The organism is Streptomyces sp. NPDC028289 (assembly GCF_055565975.1).
On the sequence record NZ_JBVHTI010000001.1, the window covers coordinates 139280 to 155783 of the forward strand.

Consider the following 16504-nt stretch of genomic DNA (forward strand, 5'->3'; position numbering starts at 1 on the left):
CTACAGGCCGCGCCCGGAGGGAGGTATGAGGGGACTCAGTTCGGCGTACCGCCGTCGATGAGCTCGCGGATGATGTCCGCGTGGCCGTTGTGCTGGGCGTATTCCCTGATCATGTGGAGCATGATGCAACGCACGTCGAGATCCCCGAATCGGTGGTGCGTACGAACATCGTCCAGTGAGACCCCGGCGAAGATCTGGCGGCTGCGCTCGCAGGCGGCCAGGTAGCGCGCGACGTCCTCAGACAGCGTCGCGCCGTCGTCCAACAGGAAGTCACCGTCCCTGCGCGTCGGCCAACCGAAGGGCGCGGGTTCCTCACTCTGCTTGATGACGTCGACAAACCAGACGAACTCGACCTTGGTGAGGTGTCGCACCAGTCCGTGCAGGGTGGTGAGGGACGGAACGACGCGCCGGCCGGCCTGTTCCTCGGTCAACCCGTCGAGCTTCCTCAGCAACTCGGCGCGGTGGTAGTCGAGCCACCCGGCCAAGGCCTCACGGTCAGCCGCGATGGTGGGCAGGTCGACGGGCTTGAGCGGCGAAGCGAAGGTCTGCGGCCCAGGGGCATCAGTCATGGGCGCATTGTCGCAGGCGAGGTCAACGCCGCCATACCCGGACGTCTCGCAAGGCGCCGGCCAGCCGAGCGGTCAGAAGGCTCAACTCCTCCCCGTTCGCTGTCTCGTCACACGGGTGGGCCGGATCGGACACCTACGTCGCCGAGCCCCGGCAGCGCGGTGAGCGCCCTCCCCCGGGCAGTCTCCGGGCCGTGGAAGGGCGCTCAGCGACGACCGACGCGACAGCTGCCGACGGCTCGGCAGGTCGCGGCCGCCGTTGGTCAGTTGTGGCTGTGCAGGATCTCGTTCAGCCCGCCCCACACCGCGTTGTTCGGGCGGGCCTCGACGGCGCCGGAGACCGAGTTGCGGCGGAAGAGGATGTTGGAGGCGCCGTTCAGTTCGCGGGCCTTGACGATCTGACCGTCGGGCATGGTGACGCGGGTGCCCGCGGTGACGTAGAGGCCGGCCTCGACCACGCACTCGTCACCGAGGGCGATGCCGACGCCCGCCTCGGCGCCGATCAGGCAGCGCTCGCCGATGGCGATGATGACGTTGCCGCCGCCGGACAGCGTGCCCATGGTGGAGGCGCCGCCCCCGATGTCCGAGCCGTCGCCGACCACGACGCCGGCCGAGATGCGGCCCTCGACCATCGAGGTGCCGAGCGTGCCGGCGTTGAAGTTGACGAAGCCCTCGTGCATGACGGTGGTGCCCTCGGAGAGGTGCGCGCCGAGGCGGACCCGGTCGGCGTCGGCGATGCGCACGCCCTTCGGGACGACGTAGTCGGTCATCCGCGGGAACTTGTCGACCGAGGTCACCTGGAGGTGCAGGCCCTCCGCGCGGGCGTTCAGCCGGACCTTCTCGATCTCGTCGACGGCCACCGGGCCGAGGGAGGTCCAGGCGACGTTGGCGAGCAGGCCGAAGATGCCGTCCAGGCTCTGGCCGTGCGGCTTCACCAGGCGGTGCGAGAGCAGGTGCAGGCGCAGGTAGGCGTCGTGGGTGTCGAGCGGCTTGTCGTCGAGGGAGGCGATGACCGTACGGACCGCGACGACCTCCACGTTGCGGCGGACGTCCGGGCCGATCACCTTGGCCGCACCCTCGCCGAGGAGTTCCACGGCCTGCTCGGTGGAGAGCGTCTCGGTGCCGGACGGCCCGGGCTCGGCGACCAGGGCGGGGGCGGGGAACCAGGTGTCGAGAACGGTGCCGTCGGCGGCGATCGTGGCGAGGCCGGCGGCGGCGGCACCGGTGGGACGGGGAGCAGTCGTGTCGGTCATGAGGGCAACCTAACCGGCCGGGGGCCTGCGAGGCGAACCAGCGTGCGGGGCGTCTCAGGGGGCGGGCCGAAGATGCTCCGGGCGGCCCGCACTCCCCCGGCGTGCGGGCCTCCCGGGTCTGGGCGGGTGGCGTCAGGGACGCTCGCCGGCCTTGTCCACCACCGCCGTCGTGAGCAGCCCGCCGACAGTGGGGGCCTTGCCGTCCAAGACCATGCGCTAGCCGATGAACCGGTAGGTCCGCGGGTGGATCAGGGAAGTCGGCCGCACTCGTCCCTTTCGGGTCGAGGTCCGGCGTCGCGGGCTGCGCCCCGCGTCCCGTGCCGGTCCCGCCCACCAGCAGGGCGGCGGTGACGGCGACGGCGGTCACCGCGGCCACGACCGCGACGGTCATGACGGACGCGTTCCGTCAGGGAATCACGCGTCCCAGCACCTGCCGCGCGTACCCCTCGTCGTACGGCGTCCCCGTCAGCAGCACCTGGAGGCAGATCCCGTCCATCAGCGCGACCAGCGCCCGCGCCGTGACCGGGTCGGCGCGCCGGGCCAGCCGTTCGGCGAGGTCGTCGGCCCATTCGGCGGCGACGGGGCGCAGGGCCGGGCGGCGCAGGGCGGCGAGGTAGAGCTCGTACTCCAGCTCCACGGCGGTACGGTCGCCGCCCAGCCAGTCGCCGAGGATCCGGGCGAGGGCGGTGGCGAGGTCCGTCGCGGAGTCGTCCAGGCCGCCGTGCGCGGCGACCGCCTTGGCGAAGCCTTCGTTCGTCTGGCGCAGCGCGGCGACCATCAGCTCGTCGAGGGTCCTGAAGTGGTACGTCGTGGAGCCGAGCGGGACGTCGGCCTCGGCGGCGACGGTGCGGTGGCTCAGCCCGGCGATTCCCTTCTCGCCGACGACGCGGATCGCCGCCTCGATGATCCGCTGCTTGCGGTCGGGGTCGTAACGGCGGGGCATCAGTGCGCGCCCCCCAGGTTCAGGACCACCACTCCCCCGATGATCAGCACGATCCCCGCGATCTTGACCGTGCTCAGTCCCTCCCCGAAGAGCAGCAGGCCGAGCACGGCGATGGCGGCGGTGCCGACCCCGGACCAGATCGCGTACGCCGTGCCGATCGACACGGTCTTCAGCGTCTCGGCCAGGAGCAGGAACGAGACGACGTATCCCAGTGCCGTCAGCAACGAGGGCCAGAGCCTGGTGAATCCGTCCGCGTACTTCATCGCCGTCGTGGCGGCGACCTCGGCGGCTATGGCGCCGGCGAGCGTCAGGTATCCCATGTGTACGAGTGTACGCAACGTTGTGTACGGGCGTACACAACCGTGCGACACCAGGGCGCACAGCCGGAAACGGGTTTCCCTGCGGCAGACGGTCTCCGGCCGGTGCGCACCGTCGGCGTTGCCGATTCCACTCCCGCACGCCACACAGGGATGTTTAATGCTCACAGAAACCGCTAGCTGAAACGGCTCCCAGCAGCCCCGTGTCTCCACTAGTGTGTGCACCTCTGTGATCCACCACTGCTTCACACTTCACTCACCCCACCCTCACATCCCCGGCCGCTGCCTTGGCGCCGCTGGAGGAAACGCGCATGCCAGAAACCACCCCCCAACCCCCGCCGCATCCCGCCTGGGAGAACGGCTGGGCCCCCGACACCTCCCGGGCTCCCGGAACCCGAAGACTCTGGCTGGCCGGCACGCTGGCCATAGCCACCGTCGTCGCCTGCGTCACGGCGATAGCCGTCAGCCACAACACCCCTGACAAGGCGTCACCGAATCCCACGGCGACCGCGAACACCGACAACGGCCCCGGTCTGCTGTCCTTCGCCTCGCCGTCCGCGCCGGGTACCACCGGACCGCCGAAGGGCACGTCGGGGATGTCGACGACCTCGCCGACCGCGTCCGCGTCCAAGTCCGGCACGGCGACGGCCGGCTCGTCCGGCGCCGGTCCGAAGTCCGCGCCGTCCAGCGCCAAGCCTTCCAAGGCCACGCCCAGCAAGGGGAGTTCGGGCGGCTCGGCGCAACAGCCCGGCACCGACGGGAAGTCGGTCCGCTCGGTCAACTACCCGGACCGCTACTGGCACGTAAGCGGCAGTTACGTGTATCTCGACCAGCCCCGCGGCTCCGAGTCCCGCGAGGACTCGACCTTCGAACTGGTCAAGGGCCTGGCGAACGCCTCCTGTTACTCCTTCGCCACGCACGACGGGCTGTACCTGCGCCACCAGAACTTCGTGCTGCGCGCCGAGAGCAACGACGGCAGCAGCCTCTTCAAGCAGGACGCCACCTTCTGCCCCCAGAAGTCGCCGTACTCGGACGACGTGCTGTTCCAGTCGGTGAACTACCCCAACTACGCCCTGCGGCACAAGAATTTCCAGCTGCGCCTGGACCCGTACGGCTACAACACGACCAACCGCGAGGACTTCTTCTTCGACCTCGTGGACGGGCTGAGCTGAGACATGGAGAAGCGGCGGCACCCCAGGCAGGGTGCCGCCGCTTTCGTGTGCCGGGATCTCAGACGTTGAACCCGAGCGCCCGCAGCTGCTCGCGGCCGTCGTCGGTGATCTTGTCGGGGCCCCACGGGGGCATCCAGACCCAGTTGATGCGCAGTTCGTTGACGATGCCGTCCGTGGCGGACTTGGCCTGGTCCTCGATGACATCGGTCAGCGGGCAGGCCGCCGAGGTCAGGGTCATGTCGATCGTCGCGATGTTCGCGTCGTCGATGTGGATGCCGTAGATCAGCCCGAGGTTGACCACGTCGATGCCCAGCTCGGGGTCGACGACGTCGTACAGAGCCTCGCGGAGTTCCTCCTCGGAGGCCGGCTTCATCTCAACGGTCTCGCTCATGCCGTCTTCCTTTCGGCGTCGGCGCCACCCAGCGCCTGGGCCGTCGCGTCCTTCCACGCCATCCAGCTCAGGAGGGCGCACTTGACCCGGGCCGGGTACTTGGAGACACCGGCGAACGCGACGGCGTCCTCCAGGACCTCCTCCATCGAGTCGTCGGGCTCGATCCTGCCCTTGGACTGCATCAGCTCCAGGAAGGTCTCCTGGATCTTCTGCGCGTCCGCCAGGTCCTTGCCGACCAGCAGATCGTTCAGTACGGAGGCCGAGGCCTGGCTGATGGAGCAGCCCTGGCCCTCGTACGAGACGTCCTCGATCGTCGTGCCGTCGTACTTCACTCGGAGGGTGATCTCGTCGCCGCACGTCGGGTTCACATGGTGTACCTCGGCGTCGCCATCCCTGAGACCACGCCCGTGCGGGTGCTTGTAGTGGTCCAGGATGACTTCCTGGTACATCGAGTCCAGCTTCACGGTCTCAGCTCACGCCCTTCAGCCGAAGAAGTTCCGTACGTGCTCCAGGCCCTCGACCAGCGCGTCGATCTCGGCCGGAGTGGAGTACAGATAGAACGACGCTCGCGTGGTCGCAGGAATTCCGTAGCGCAGGCAGACGGGGCGGGCGCAGTGGTGGCCGACCCGGACCGCGATGCCCTGCTCGTCGAGGACCTGGCCCACGTCGTGCGGGTGGATGTCCCCGAGGGTGAAGGAGATCGCGGCGCCCCGGTCCTCGGCCGTGGTGGGGCCGATGATCTTCAGGTCCGGGACCTGCTGCAGGCGCTGGACCGCGTACTCCGTCAGCGCGTGCTCATGGGCGAGGATCTTGTCCATGCCGATGGCGTTGAGGTAGTCGATGGCCGCGCCGAGGCCGACCGCCTGGGCGACCGGCGGGGTGCCCGCCTCGAACTTGTGGGGCGCCGGGGCGTACGTCGACGAGTGCATCGACACGGTCTCGATCATCTCGCCGCCGCCGAGGAACGGCGGCAGGTCCTCGAGGAGCTCCTGGCGGCCCCAGAGGACGCCGATGCCGGTCGGGCCGCACATCTTGTGACCGGTGAAGGCCACGAAGTCGGCCTGGAGGGCCTGCACGTCCAGCGGCATGTGGGGCGCGGCCTGGGAGGCGTCGATGCAGACGAGGGCGCCGACCTCCTGGGCGCGGCGCACTATCGCCTCGACCGGGTTGACCGTGCCCAGGATGTTCGAGACCAGTACGAAGGAAACGATCTTCGTCTTCTCGGTGATGACCTCGTCGATGTTGGACAGGTCGAGGCGGCCGTCGTCGGTGAGCCCGAACCACTTCAGCTTCGCGCCGGTGCGCTGCGCAAGCAGCTGCCACGGCACGATGTTGGAGTGGTGCTCCATCTCCGTGATGACGATCTCGGTCTCGTGGTCCACCCGGTAGGGCTCGTCGGCCCAGCCCAGCATGTTGGCCACGAGGTTCAGCGACTCGGAGGCGTTCTTGGTGAAGATCACCTCGTCGCGGCTGGGCGCGTTGATGAACTCCGCGACCTTGTCGCGCGCGCCCTCGTACATCGCCGTGGCCTCCTCGGCGAGCACATGCACACCGCGGTGGACGTTGGCGTTGTGGCGCTCGTAGTACTCGCTGAGGACGTCCAGTACCTGGCGCGGCTTCTGGCTGGTAGCCGCGTTGTCCAGGTACACGAGCTTCTTGCCGTCGTGGACCAGACGGTCCAGGACGGGGAAGTCCTTGCGGATCGCCTCGGTGTCGAGGAGGCCCGGCAACTGTGTCACGCGGATACGCCACCCTTCGTGTATGCCTCGTAGCCCTCGTCCTCCAGCTTGTCGGCGAGCTCGGCACCGCCGGACTCGACGATCCGGCCGGCGGAGAAGACGTGGACGAAGTCGGGCTTGATGTAGCGCAGGATGCGCGTGTAGTGCGTGATCAGCAGGGTGCCGACCTCGCCGGTCTCACGGACGCGGTTGACACCCTCGGAGACGATGCGGAGGGCGTCGACGTCGAGACCGGAGTCGGTCTCGTCGAGGATCGCGATCTTCGGCTTGAGCAGTTCGAGCTGGAGGATCTCGTGGCGCTTCTTCTCGCCGCCGGAGAAGCCCTCGTTGACGTTGCGCTCGGCGAAGGAGGGGTCCATGGAGAGGCGCTCCATGGTCTCCTTGACCTCCTTCACCCAGGTGCGCAGCTTGGGGGCCTCGCCGCGGATGGCGGTGGCGGAGGTGCGCAGGAAGTTGGAGACCGAGACACCGGGGACCTCGACCGGGTACTGCATCGCCAGGAACAGGCCCGCGCGGGCGCGCTCGTCGACGGACATCTCCAGGACGTCCTCGCCGTCGAGCAGCACGGTGCCGCCGGTGATCGTGTACTTCGGGTGACCCGCGAGGGAGTAGGCGAGGGTCGACTTGCCGGAGCCGTTGGGGCCCATGATGGCGTGCGTCTCGCCCTGCTTCACGGTGAGGTCGACGCCCTTGAGGATCTCCTTCGTGGCGTTGTCGGCCTCGACGGTGACGTGCAGGTCTCGGATTTCAAGCGTTGCCATGGGTGCCTCAGGACTCCTGGGTGAGGGAGACGAGCACGTCGTCCCCTTCGATCTTTACGGGGTATACGGGGACGGGGCGCGTGGCCGGGAGGCCGGACGGCTTGCCGGTGCGCAGGTCGAAGCTGGAGCCGTGCAGCCAGCACTCGATCTGGCAGTCCTCCACCTCGCCCTCGGAGAGCGAGACGTTGGCGTGGGAGCAGATGTCGTGGATGGCGAACACCTCTCCCTCGGTCTTCACGACCGAGACCGGCGTGCCGTCGAGTTCCACCCGCTTCGGGGTGTCCTCCTCCAGCTCGCTCAGCCCGCAGGCGCGTACGAACGCAGTGGACGTCATGCGACCGAGGCCTCCAGCTCCTCCTCGATCTTGGCGAGCAGGCGCTCCTCGATGTCGGCGACACCGATCTGCTGGACCAGTTCGGCGAAGAAGCCGCGGACGACGAGGCGGCGGGCCTCGTGCTGCGGGATGCCGCGGGCCATCAGGTAGAAGAGCTGCTCGTCGTCGAAGCGGCCGGTGGCGGAGGCGTGCCCGGCGCCGACGATCTCGCCGGTCTCGATCTCCAGGTTCGGCACCGAGTCGACGCGCGCGCCGTCCGTGAGGACCAGGTTGCGGTTCATCTCGTAGGTGTCGGTGCCCTCGGCCTTGGCCTCGATGAGGACGTCGCCGATCCACACCGCGTGCGCGTCCTCGCCCTGGAGCGCGCCCTTGTAGGCGACGTTGGACTTGCAGTGCGGGGTGTTGTGGTCGACCAGCAGGCGGTGCTCCTGGTGCTGCCCGGCGTCGGTGAAGTACAGGCCGTACAGCTCGGCCTCGCCGCCGGTGCCGGCGTAGGAGACGCGCGGGTGCAGTCGTACGACGTCGCCGCCGAAGGTGACGACCACGGACTTGAAGCTGGCGTCGCGGCCGACCAGGGCGTTGTGCTGGGCCACGTGGACGGCCTTGTCGTCCCAGTCCTGGACGGAGACGACGGTCAGCTTGGCGCCGTCGCCCAGGACGTACTCGACGTTGGCGGCGGTGACCACGTCACCGGTGTGGTCGATGACGACGACGGCCTCGGCGAAGGCGCCCAGCTCGACGACCTGGTGGCCGTAGGCGACCCCGCCCTGGCCGTGCACGCTGATCCGGATCGGCTCGGTGAGCACCGTCTCCTTGGGGACGGTGACCACGCCGGCCTGCTCGAAGGCGGAGTAGGCCTGGGCGGCGACCCGGTCCACCGGGGTGCCGGCCCGGCCGAGCCGGGGGTCGTCGCGGCCGACCAGCTCGACGGCGACGCCCTCGGGGGCCTCCACCGCGACCTTCAGGCTGTCGCCGGACGCGACCGCCGTGCCGTCGTGCAGCCCGCGCAGGCGCTCCAGCGGGGTGAACCGCCACTCCTCCTCGCGGCCGTGCGGGACCGGGAAGTCCGCGACGTCGAAGGAGGGGGGCGCGCTCATGCGCGTGGCGACGGTCGACTCGGCGGCCACCGCGATGGCGCCTGCGGTGGTGGAGCCCACCGGGGTGTTCTGAGCCTCAGCCATGGCTGTCGGTCTGCTCGCTTTCTTACGTGAGTGGCTTGACGGTGACGGCGGTCGCTTAGCCGACCGCGCCTTCCATCTGGAGCTCGATCAGCCGGTTGAGTTCGAGGGCGTACTCCATGGGCAGCTCCTTCGCGATCGGCTCGACGAAGCCGCGCACGATCATCGCCATCGCCTCGAACTCGGAGAGACCGCGGCTCATCAGGTAGAAGAGCTGGTCCTCGGAGACCTTGGAGACGGTCGCCTCGTGGCCCATGGACACGTCGTCCTCGCGGACGTCCACGTAGGGGTACGTGTCGGAACGGGAGATCGTGTCGACGAGCAGCGCGTCGCACAGCACGTTCGACTTGGATCCGGCGGCGCCCTCGCCGATCTCGACGAGACCGCGGTAGGAGGTACGGCCACCGCCACGCGCCACGGACTTCGACACGATGTTGGAGGAGGTGTTCGGCGCCATGTGGACCATCTTGGAGCCGGCGTCCTGGTGCTGGCCCTCGCCCGCGAAGGCGATGGAGAGGGTCTCGCCCTTGGCGTGCTCGCCCATCAGGTAGACGGCCGGGTACTTCATCGTCACCTTGGAGCCGATGTTGCCGTCGATCCACTCCATGGTGGCGCCCTCGTAGGCGACGGCGCGCTTGGTGACCAGGTTGTAGACGTTGTTCGACCAGTTCTGGATGGTCGTGTAGCGGCAGCGGGCGTTCTTCTTGACGATGATCTCGACGACCGCGGAGTGCAGCGAGTCCGACTTGTAGATCGGGGCCGTACAGCCCTCGACGTAGTGCACGTAGGCACCCTCGTCGACGATGATCAGGGTCCGCTCGAACTGGCCCATGTTCTCCGTGTTGATGCGGAAGTAGGCCTGGAGCGGGATCTCGACCTGCACGCCCTTCGGCACGTAGATGAAGGAGCCGCCGGACCACACCGCGCTGTTCAGCGAGGCGAACTTGTTGTCACCGACCGGGATGACGGTGCCGAAGTACTCCTTGAAGAGGTCCGGGTGCTCCTTCAGCGCGGTGTCGGTGTCGAGGAAGATGACGCCCTGCTCCTCCAGGTCCTCGCGGATCTGGTGGTAGACGACCTCCGACTCGTACTGGGCGGCGACACCGGCGACCAGGCGCTGCTTCTCGGCCTCCGGGATGCCCAGCTTGTCGTAGGTGTTCTTGATGTCCTCGGGCAGGTCCTCCCAGGACTCCGCCTGCTTCTCCGTGGAGCGCACGAAGTACTTGATGTTGTCGAAGTCGATGCCGGAGAGGTCCGAGCCCCAGTTCGGCATGGGCTTCTTCTCGAAGAGGCGCAGGCCCTTGAGGCGGAGCTTGGTCATCCACTCCGGCTCGGACTTCTTCGCCGAGATGTCCCGGACCACGTCCTCGTTCAGACCACGCTTCGCGGAGGCGCCGGCCTCGTCGGAGTCGGCCCAGCCGTATTCGTACTTGCCCAGGCCTTCGAGCTCAGGGTGGGCAGTCTCCGTGGGGAGAGTCATGCGGGGTTCCTCCCGGCCGTGCTTGCAGATGCGTCAGTGGAAATCTTGGGGATGAACGTCGTGCAGACGCCGTCGCCGTGCGCGATGGTCGCCAGTCGCTGGACGTGCGTTCCGAGCAGCTCGGCGAAGATCTCCGTCTCCGCCTCGCACAGCTGGGGGAACTGCTCCGCGACGTGGGCGACCGGGCAGTGGTGCTGGCACAACTGTTCGCCGACCGGTGCGGTGCGCGCCGTTGCAGCGTACCCGTCCAGGCTCAGGGCCTTGGCCAGCGCTTCGGTGCGCTCGTCGGGGCTCACGCTCTCGATCGCCTTGCGGTAGGCACTCGCCTGGGCCGTGATCCGGGCCCGCGCGAAGGCGGCGACCGCCTCCTGGCCGCCTCCCTGCTCGGCGATCCAGCGCAGCGCGTCGGCGGCGAGCTTGTCGTAGGACTGGTCGAAGGCGTCCCGGCCGCAGTCGGTGAGGACGAAGACCTTGGCGGGCCGGCCGCGCGTCCGCGCGCCGTACACCCGCTGCTCGCGCGCCTCCACGACGTCGTCGGCGACCAGGGCGTCCAGATGCCGGCGTACGGCCGCGGGGGTCAGGCCCAGGCGTCCGGCCAGCTCGGTGACGGTCGACGGGCCGTGGTCCAGGATCGACCGTGCGACCCGGTTGCGCGTCGAGCGCTCACCGGTCGCTAGCTCCTCCTGCTGGGTCCCCGTGGGGGTCTCCCGAGCCTCGCCGACGTTTTTCACAACGCCATTGTTGCGTAATTCCTCAGGGCCAGGCAAGCGGCGTCCGGGCGATGGGACGGTGCCCTGCATCACTTAGGTATGCCTAACCGGCGACCTGCCCTGACCTGCGGAAACGATCTTTGATCGATCATCCCTCGGCCAATCGGGTGGCATTCCACGGCCCCCTCGGGAACACTCCGGAACCATGCCCACACCCCCTCCGACCGGCCCTCTTGTCACCCGGGACGCCCTCGCCGGGCAGCTTCGCCTGCTCGGTGTCAAGACCGGCGAGACCCTCCTGGCACACACCTCGCTCAGTTCCCTCGGGTGGGTGAACGGCGGAGCCGTGGCGGTCGTCCAGGCCCTCCTCGACGCCCTCGGCCCGGAGGGCACCCTGGTGGTGCCCACCCAGACCGGCGATCTCTCGGACCCCGCGGTGTGGCGGAATCCGCCGGTCCCCGAGGAGTGGTGGGAGACGATCCGGGCCACCATGCCGCCGTACGACCCCAGGACCACCCCCTCGCGTGGGGTCGGCGTGATCCCGGAGGCCGTGCGGACCTGGCCGGGCGCGCTGCGCAGCGCCCACCCGCAGACCTCCTTCGCGGCCGTCGGCCCCCGCGCGGCGGAGATCCTCGACGGCCACGCCCCCGACTGCCGGCTCGGCGAGCGGAGCCCGTTGGCCCGGCTGGAGAAACTGCACGCGCGCGTGCTCATGCTCGGCACCGGCTACGCCACCTGCACCAGCTTCCACCTCGCCGAGTACCGGATCCCCTCTCCGCGCGTCCGGGTCGGCCGTCCCGCCCCCGGCGGCGGCTGGGAGGAGGTCACCGAGGTGTCGATCACCTCCGACCGCTTCGACGAACTGGGCTACGACTTCGAACGCGACCGGAGTGCCGTCGTCCGCGGAGAGGTCGGCGCGGCGGCCGCCCGGCTCTTCCCCGTGGCGGAAGCCGTGGCCTACGCCGAGCGATGGCTGGCCGTACACCGTCCCCGTGAGGAGGAGATCTAGCACCCGGCCGTCCGGGTGACGGCAGGCGTCCTTAGACTCTGTCACCATGCGAAGTGAGCCGGTGGTCCAGGTGCGGGACCTGGTGAAGCGGTACGGCGCCAAGACCGCTGTGGACGGCCTCGATCTGACCGCCGAGGCGGGCGTGACCGCCGTACTCGGCCCCAACGGGGCGGGCAAGACGACCACGATCGAGACCTGCGAGGGGTACCGCAAGCCGGATTCCGGCGCGGTGCGCGTCCTGGGCCTCGATCCCGTACGGCAGTCCGCCGAGCTGCGCCCCAGAGTGGGCGTGATGCTCCAGTCCGGGGGCGTCTACTCGGGCGCCCGCGCCGACGAGATGCTGCGGCACGTGGCGAAGCTGCACGCGCATCCGCTGGACGTGGACGCCCTGATGGAGCGGCTGGGCCTCGGCAGCTGCGGCCGGACGTCGTACCGCCGCCTCTCCGGCGGCCAGCAGCAGCGCCTCGCGCTCGCCATGGCCGTGGTCGGCCGCCCGGAGCTGGTCTTCCTCGACGAGCCGACGGCGGGCCTCGACCCGCAGGCCCGCCACGCCACCTGGGACCTGATCCGGGACCTGCGCGCCGACGGCGTCTCGGTCATCCTCACCACGCACTACATGGAGGAGGCCGAGCAGCTCGCCGACGACGTCGCCGTCATCGACGCCGGCCGGGTGATCGCCCAGGGTTCCCCCGAACAGCTGTGCAAGGGCGGCGCCGAGAACACCCTCCGGTTCAGCGGCCGCCCCGGCCTCGACGTCGGCTCGCTCCTCAAGGCGCTGCCGGCCGACTCCACGGCCGCCGAGCTGACCCCGGGCTCCTACCGGGTCGTCGGCAAGGTCAACCCCCAGCTGCTGGCCACGGTGACCTCGTGGTGCGCCCAGCACGGCGTGATGCCCGACCGCATCTCGGTGGAGCGGCACACCCTGGAAGACGTGTTCTTGGAGCTCACAGGCAAGGAGTTGCGCTCATGATTCCGGCTCGCACGGGGATCGGACCGGGGCCCGGGGCCTGTCCCCCGGGAAGGCACAGCCTGGAGCTGACCGGCAAGGAGCCGCGCTCATGACCACCGCGACCGGCACCGACACCGGCACCTTCACCCCGAGGCCGGGTGCCGCCCCGCTCCCCCGCATGATCGCGGCGCAGGCGGCCCTGGAGACGAGGATGCTGCTCCGCAACGGCGAGCAGCTGCTCCTGACGGTCGTGATCCCGACCCTGCTCCTCGTGCTGTTCAGCTCGGCCGACATCGTCGACACGGGATCCGGCAAGTCGGTCGACTTCCTGACCCCCGGCATCCTCGCCCTCGCCGTCATGTCCACGGCCTTCACCGGCCAGGCCATCGCGACCGGCTTCGAGCGCCGCTACGGCGTCCTGAAGCGCCTCGCCTCCTCCCCGCTGCCCCGCTGGGCCCTGATGACGGCGAAGACGGCGTCGGTCCTGGTCACCGAGATCCTCCAGGTGATCCTCCTGACGGTGATCGCCTTCGCCCTCGGCTGGTCCCCTCACGGCAACCCCCTCGCCGTCCTGCTCCTCCTGGTCCTCGGCACGGCCGCCTTCTCCGGCCTCGGCCTCCTGATGGCGGGCACCCTGAAGGCGGAGGCGACCCTGGCCGCCGCCAACCTGGTGTTCCTGCTGCTGCTCGTGGGCGGCGGGGTCATCGTCCCGCTGGACAAGTTCGGCGGGGCCCAGCACGCACTCGGCCTGCTGCCCATCTCGGCGCTGTCGGACGGGCTGCGCGACGTGCTCCAGCACGGGGCGGGGATGCCTTGGAGGGACCTGGGGATCCTGGCGGTGTGGGCTGTGGTGGGGCTGGGGGCTGCGGGTAGGTTCTTCCGCTGGGAGTGACGGGGAATGACGCGGTCCGGTCTTGCGGGGTGCGACGGGTGACGCCCTCGTGTCTCCCGCGCGAATGAGAGGCACACGCAGCGGGAAGACCCCCACCCGTGTTCGAATCCGCGGACTCACCAGCACCAAGATCACTGCAGCCGCTGTTGCACGACGTCGTCATCTGTGTCGACGCCCCGGCCTTCGCCGCCTCACCGCGCGACGGACAACTGCGCGGCGCACACGTCCAGGGCTTCTACGACCATGACCGCCGTCTGTTGCACACGCTGTGCCTGCTCCTCAACGACCGGGAGCCCGAGCCCATCGGTGTCCAGTCCCTCAGCCCGCATCAGGTGCGGTTCACCGCGGTCCTTCGCGACCCGAGAGACCGTACGGACGATCCGACGATGATCGTCGAGCGGGTGCGCACCGCGGGCGTGGGCGAGACCATCTCGCTGCGCAACGTCGGCACCAGCGAGCGCCGACTGCGGGTGGAACTGGCCGCGGCGACCGACCTGGCCGACATCGCCGACGTGAAGCGGGGCCGCCGCCGGGCGCCCGTGCCGTGCACCGGGGCGAGCGGCGGGGCGGGACTGGAGTGGCGCTCCGCCTCCGGGCACGCGGAACTCCGGACCACCGCGTCCGTGACCGGCCCCGCGGTCGCCGACGGCCCCGAGGGCGGCACCCTCACCTGGTCGCCGGTGGTCCTGAGGCCGGGCGAGTCGTGGCAGGTCACGGTCACCGTCGCGGGCCGCGCGGTTCCTGAGCCGTCAGGGCATCCGGTACGCCCCGGCGGGCCCACGCCCTGGAGCGATCGACACCGACGACCGACGGCTGCGGGATCTGGTGTCCTGGGGCCTGCGGGACCTCGACGCACTGCGACTGGCGGACCCACTCGGCGGTGCCGACGGCGCTGCCGAGGACCAGTTCATCGCGGCGGGCTGTCCCTGGTACCTCACCCTCTTCGGCCGGGACTCGATCTGGTCGGCACGGATGCTGCTGCCGCTCGGCACCGACCTGGCCCGTGGCACCCTGTGGGCGCTGGCCCGCCGTCAGGGCAAGGAGCACGACGTGTTCCGGGAGGAGGCACCCGGACGGATCCTGCACGAACTGCGCCCCGCCGCGGCCCTGCACGGCAACGGCATGCTGCTCCCCTCCCACTACTACGGCTCGGTCGACGCCACCCCGCTGTTCGTGACGCTACTGGTGGAAGCCTGGCACTGGGGGCTGCCGGACGCCGAGGTCGACGCGCTGCTGCCGTACGCGGAGCGTGCCATGGGCTGGGTCCTGGAGCAGACCAGCGCGGACACCGACGGACTGCTGCGCTACAGCCCGCGCCCCGGTGGGCTGCGCCACCAGTCGTGGAAGGACAGCGAGGACGCGGTAAGGGACGCCGAAGGCCGTCGCATAGAGCCGCCGCTGGCGCTTTGCGAAGTACAGGGATACGCGTACGAGGCCGCGAAGGGCCTGGCCGCGCTGCTCCGGCACCGAAACCGGCGGGACGAAGCTCAACAGCTCGTGACCTGGGCCACCGCCCTGAAGAGACGTTTCGCAGACCTTTTCTGGATCTGCTCGGCCGACGGCCCGGCCGCACGCTATGTCGCCATCGCGGTGGGCCGCGGCCCCACCCCCGTCAGCGGCCCCGCCTCGAACATGGGCCAACTGCTGTCAACGGGAATTCTGGACGAGGAGGGCTGTTGTGATGTCGCCGCCTGGCTGGCCCATCCACAGTTCAACTCCGGGTGGGGCCTGCGCAGCCGGTCGGCCACCGTGCCTGGTTTCAACCCCCTCAGCTATCACGGGGGTTCGGTGTGGACGCACGACACGGCGATCGCGGTGCGCGGGCTGTGCGCGACGGGACACCACCGGGAGGCGCTGGCCCTGCTACACGGGCTGCTCGACGCCGCGACGCACTTCGGGTACCGGATGCCGGAGTTGTACGCGGGCGACGCACGCAGTGACGGTTCCCCCGCACCTCTTGCCTATCCCGCCGCTTGCCGGCCACAGGGCTGGTCCGCGGCGTCCGGGGTGGCCGTCCTGGCCGCCCTGCTCGGGCTGCGGCCCGATGCCGCCCTCCGGACGCTGACTGCCAGGCCCGCGGCAGCCGCTCCACTGTCCGTGCGTGGATTCATGCTCGCGGGTCACCGACTGACCGTCGAGGTGGACGGGACGGCGACGGTCTCCGGGGCTCCAGAAGGCTGGCGCGTCCACGACGGCTGAATCAGTGACGGGGCACGGCGAAACGTGTCGCGGAACCGGTGAGCTGCGGGCTTCGAACAACGGGAGATTTCATGAGTATGATCACGGCCGGAAATGTCATGTCCGCAACAGTCAGAACCATATTGCCTCCCGTGACGGTGACCAGCGTTCTGGCGCCGGGTTTCTGCCTGAGCGCAGCGGGGGTCTTCACGCTCGTCCGCGTCAAAGTTCCGCGAGAAACCTGGGAGTTCATCATCCGTGAGACGCGGTCGATGTCCACCCCCTTGGCGATCGTACTCGGCCTGCTTCTCATCTCCCTCAGCTTCATCGTCGGCTACATATCGCGGGAGCTCGCCTTCTGAGTGATCGGCCTGCTGTCGAGATTCCCTCGATATTCTCCGCCAGACGCGGCAGCCATGCTCGATCATCTGCGCCTCCTCTACGGAGTCGACCGCGCGGAAGATTTCCTCCTCAGACACCCCGACCTCAAGCGCTGGCTGACCAGCCCTCCCGTACCGACCGGTTCCAGAGCAGGCGGTGGCCACCGGCCGGACTGGGGTTTCAATGCATTCAAGTACTGCAAGAAGGAACTGCGGCGAGTGAATCCCGAAGCGGTTGTCGACGAAACCGAA

General features: G+C 69.4%; 18 protein-coding genes and 1 pseudogene. 7 read left to right on the forward strand and 12 right to left on the reverse strand.

Annotated features, from left to right (window positions below; translation table 11 throughout):
• Nucleotides 1-35 precede the first annotated feature (35 nt).
• The 4 genes from ACZ4UV_RS00670 to ACZ4UV_RS00685 form a co-directional block, all read right to left on the reverse strand.
• Nucleotides 36-569, reverse strand: coding sequence for a DinB family protein (locus tag ACZ4UV_RS00670; protein WP_467835087.1), 534 nt, complete (start codon nucleotides 567-569; stop codon nucleotides 36-38).
• 260 nt (nucleotides 570-829) lie between these two features.
• Nucleotides 830-1819, reverse strand: a complete 990-nt coding sequence (dapD, locus tag ACZ4UV_RS00675; protein WP_451016319.1) for a 2,3,4,5-tetrahydropyridine-2,6-dicarboxylate N-succinyltransferase — start codon at nucleotides 1817-1819, stop codon at nucleotides 830-832.
• A gap of 406 nt (nucleotides 1820-2225) precedes the next feature.
• A complete protein-coding gene (locus ACZ4UV_RS00680; RefSeq protein ID WP_451016318.1) occupies nucleotides 2226-2762 on the reverse strand; it encodes a TetR/AcrR family transcriptional regulator in 537 nt (178 codons plus the stop codon).
• Nucleotides 2762-3082, reverse strand: a complete 321-nt coding sequence (locus tag ACZ4UV_RS00685) for a DMT family transporter (protein WP_293997024.1) — start codon at nucleotides 3080-3082, stop codon at nucleotides 2762-2764. Before ACZ4UV_RS00685 ends, ACZ4UV_RS00680 begins: the two co-directional genes overlap by 1 nt.
• Nucleotides 3083-3390: 308 nt before the next feature.
• On the opposite strand from ACZ4UV_RS00685, the gene ACZ4UV_RS00690 reads away from it, so the two are divergent.
• A complete protein-coding gene (locus ACZ4UV_RS00690) occupies nucleotides 3391-4251 on the forward strand; it encodes an AbfB domain-containing protein (protein WP_451016317.1) in 861 nt (286 codons plus the stop codon).
• A gap of 58 nt (nucleotides 4252-4309) precedes the next feature.
• On the opposite strand, the gene ACZ4UV_RS00695 is transcribed toward ACZ4UV_RS00690, so the two are convergent.
• From ACZ4UV_RS00695 to ACZ4UV_RS00730, 8 genes are read right to left on the reverse strand one after another with little or no spacing between them, the layout of a single operon-like run.
• Complete coding sequence (locus tag ACZ4UV_RS00695; RefSeq protein WP_351485771.1) at nucleotides 4310-4642, reverse strand: metal-sulfur cluster assembly factor; 333 nt, start codon at nucleotides 4640-4642, stop codon at nucleotides 4310-4312.
• Nucleotides 4639-5106, reverse strand: coding sequence for a Fe-S cluster assembly sulfur transfer protein SufU (gene sufU / locus ACZ4UV_RS00700; protein ID WP_351485770.1), 468 nt, complete (start codon nucleotides 5104-5106; stop codon nucleotides 4639-4641). The genes ACZ4UV_RS00695 and sufU overlap by 4 nt, the downstream gene beginning before the upstream one ends.
• Before the next feature lie 18 nt (nucleotides 5107-5124).
• Entirely contained in the window at nucleotides 5125-6381 is a 1257-nt protein-coding gene (locus tag ACZ4UV_RS00705) for a cysteine desulfurase (RefSeq protein WP_388913675.1), read from the reverse strand.
• Entirely contained in the window at nucleotides 6378-7142 is a 765-nt protein-coding gene (sufC, locus tag ACZ4UV_RS00710) for a Fe-S cluster assembly ATPase SufC (RefSeq protein ID WP_217544243.1), read from the reverse strand. Before sufC ends, ACZ4UV_RS00705 begins: the two co-directional genes overlap by 4 nt.
• 7 nt (nucleotides 7143-7149) lie before the next feature.
• Complete coding sequence (locus ACZ4UV_RS00715) at nucleotides 7150-7476, reverse strand: non-heme iron oxygenase ferredoxin subunit (RefSeq protein WP_293997009.1); 327 nt, start codon at nucleotides 7474-7476, stop codon at nucleotides 7150-7152.
• The gene (gene sufD, locus ACZ4UV_RS00720) at nucleotides 7473-8657 is read right to left on the reverse strand and encodes a Fe-S cluster assembly protein SufD (protein ID WP_451016315.1); all 1185 of its coding nucleotides are present in this window, start codon (nucleotides 8655-8657) and stop codon (nucleotides 7473-7475) included. The genes ACZ4UV_RS00715 and sufD overlap by 4 nt, the downstream gene beginning before the upstream one ends.
• Nucleotides 8658-8712: 55 nt before the next feature.
• On the reverse strand, nucleotides 8713-10134 hold the full coding sequence (gene sufB, locus ACZ4UV_RS00725) for a Fe-S cluster assembly protein SufB (protein ID WP_451016314.1): 1422 nt from the start codon (nucleotides 10132-10134) through the stop codon (nucleotides 8713-8715).
• Complete coding sequence (locus ACZ4UV_RS00730; RefSeq protein WP_350776411.1) at nucleotides 10131-10865, reverse strand: helix-turn-helix transcriptional regulator; 735 nt, start codon at nucleotides 10863-10865, stop codon at nucleotides 10131-10133. The genes sufB and ACZ4UV_RS00730 overlap by 4 nt, the downstream gene beginning before the upstream one ends.
• Before the next feature lie 184 nt (nucleotides 10866-11049).
• On the opposite strand from ACZ4UV_RS00730, the gene ACZ4UV_RS00735 reads away from it, so the two are divergent.
• From ACZ4UV_RS00735 to ACZ4UV_RS00760, 6 genes and pseudogenes are all read left to right on the forward strand, one after another.
• Nucleotides 11050-11853, forward strand: coding sequence for an AAC(3) family N-acetyltransferase (locus tag ACZ4UV_RS00735; protein ID WP_451016313.1), 804 nt, complete (start codon nucleotides 11050-11052; stop codon nucleotides 11851-11853).
• Nucleotides 11854-11899: 46 nt separating this feature from the next.
• On the forward strand, nucleotides 11900-12823 hold the full coding sequence (locus ACZ4UV_RS00740; protein ID WP_467835096.1) for an ABC transporter ATP-binding protein: 924 nt from the start codon (nucleotides 11900-11902) through the stop codon (nucleotides 12821-12823).
• 88 nt (nucleotides 12824-12911) lie between these two features.
• Nucleotides 12912-13694 carry an ABC transporter permease gene (locus tag ACZ4UV_RS00745; RefSeq protein WP_467835098.1) on the forward strand — a complete coding sequence of 261 codons (783 nt, stop codon included), beginning with the start codon at nucleotides 12912-12914 and terminating at the stop codon, nucleotides 13692-13694.
• Between the two features lie 98 nt (nucleotides 13695-13792).
• Nucleotides 13793-14353, forward strand: a pseudogene (locus tag ACZ4UV_RS00750) (glycogen debranching N-terminal domain-containing protein); the annotation flags it as partial.
• A gap of 166 nt (nucleotides 14354-14519) precedes the next feature.
• On the forward strand, nucleotides 14520-15893 hold the full coding sequence (locus tag ACZ4UV_RS00755; protein WP_467835100.1) for an amylo-alpha-1,6-glucosidase: 1374 nt from the start codon (nucleotides 14520-14522) through the stop codon (nucleotides 15891-15893).
• A 131-nt stretch (nucleotides 15894-16024) separates the two neighbouring features.
• A complete protein-coding gene (locus ACZ4UV_RS00760; RefSeq protein ID WP_467835102.1) occupies nucleotides 16025-16234 on the forward strand; it encodes a hypothetical protein in 210 nt (69 codons plus the stop codon).
• The last annotated feature ends 270 nt before the right edge of the window (nucleotides 16235-16504 follow it).

Coding starts and splice junctions, on each gene's coding strand:
- ACZ4UV_RS00670 (WP_467835087.1), bottom strand. CDS start 569: ATGACTGATGCCCCTGGGCCGCAGACCTTCGCTTCGCCGCTCAAGCCC.
- dapD (WP_451016319.1), bottom strand. CDS start 1,819: ATGACCGACACGACTGCTCCCCGTCCCACCGGTGCCGCCGCCGCCGGC.
- ACZ4UV_RS00680 (WP_451016318.1), bottom strand. CDS start 2,762: ATGCCCCGCCGTTACGACCCCGACCGCAAGCAGCGGATCATCGAGGCG.
- ACZ4UV_RS00685 (WP_293997024.1), bottom strand. CDS start 3,082: ATGGGATACCTGACGCTCGCCGGCGCCATAGCCGCCGAGGTCGCCGCC.
- ACZ4UV_RS00690 (WP_451016317.1), top strand. CDS start 3,391: ATGCCAGAAACCACCCCCCAACCCCCGCCGCATCCCGCCTGGGAGAAC.
- ACZ4UV_RS00695 (WP_351485771.1), bottom strand. CDS start 4,642: ATGAGCGAGACCGTTGAGATGAAGCCGGCCTCCGAGGAGGAACTCCGC.
- sufC (WP_217544243.1), bottom strand. CDS start 7,142: ATGGCAACGCTTGAAATCCGAGACCTGCACGTCACCGTCGAGGCCGAC.
- ACZ4UV_RS00715 (WP_293997009.1), bottom strand. CDS start 7,476: ATGACGTCCACTGCGTTCGTACGCGCCTGCGGGCTGAGCGAGCTGGAG.
- sufD (WP_451016315.1), bottom strand. CDS start 8,657: ATGGCTGAGGCTCAGAACACCCCGGTGGGCTCCACCACCGCAGGCGCC.
- sufB (WP_451016314.1), bottom strand. CDS start 10,134: ATGACTCTCCCCACGGAGACTGCCCACCCTGAGCTCGAAGGCCTGGGC.
- ACZ4UV_RS00735 (WP_451016313.1), top strand. CDS start 11,050: ATGCCCACACCCCCTCCGACCGGCCCTCTTGTCACCCGGGACGCCCTC.
- ACZ4UV_RS00740 (WP_467835096.1), top strand. CDS start 11,900: ATGCGAAGTGAGCCGGTGGTCCAGGTGCGGGACCTGGTGAAGCGGTAC.
- ACZ4UV_RS00745 (WP_467835098.1), top strand. CDS start 12,912: ATGACCACCGCGACCGGCACCGACACCGGCACCTTCACCCCGAGGCCG.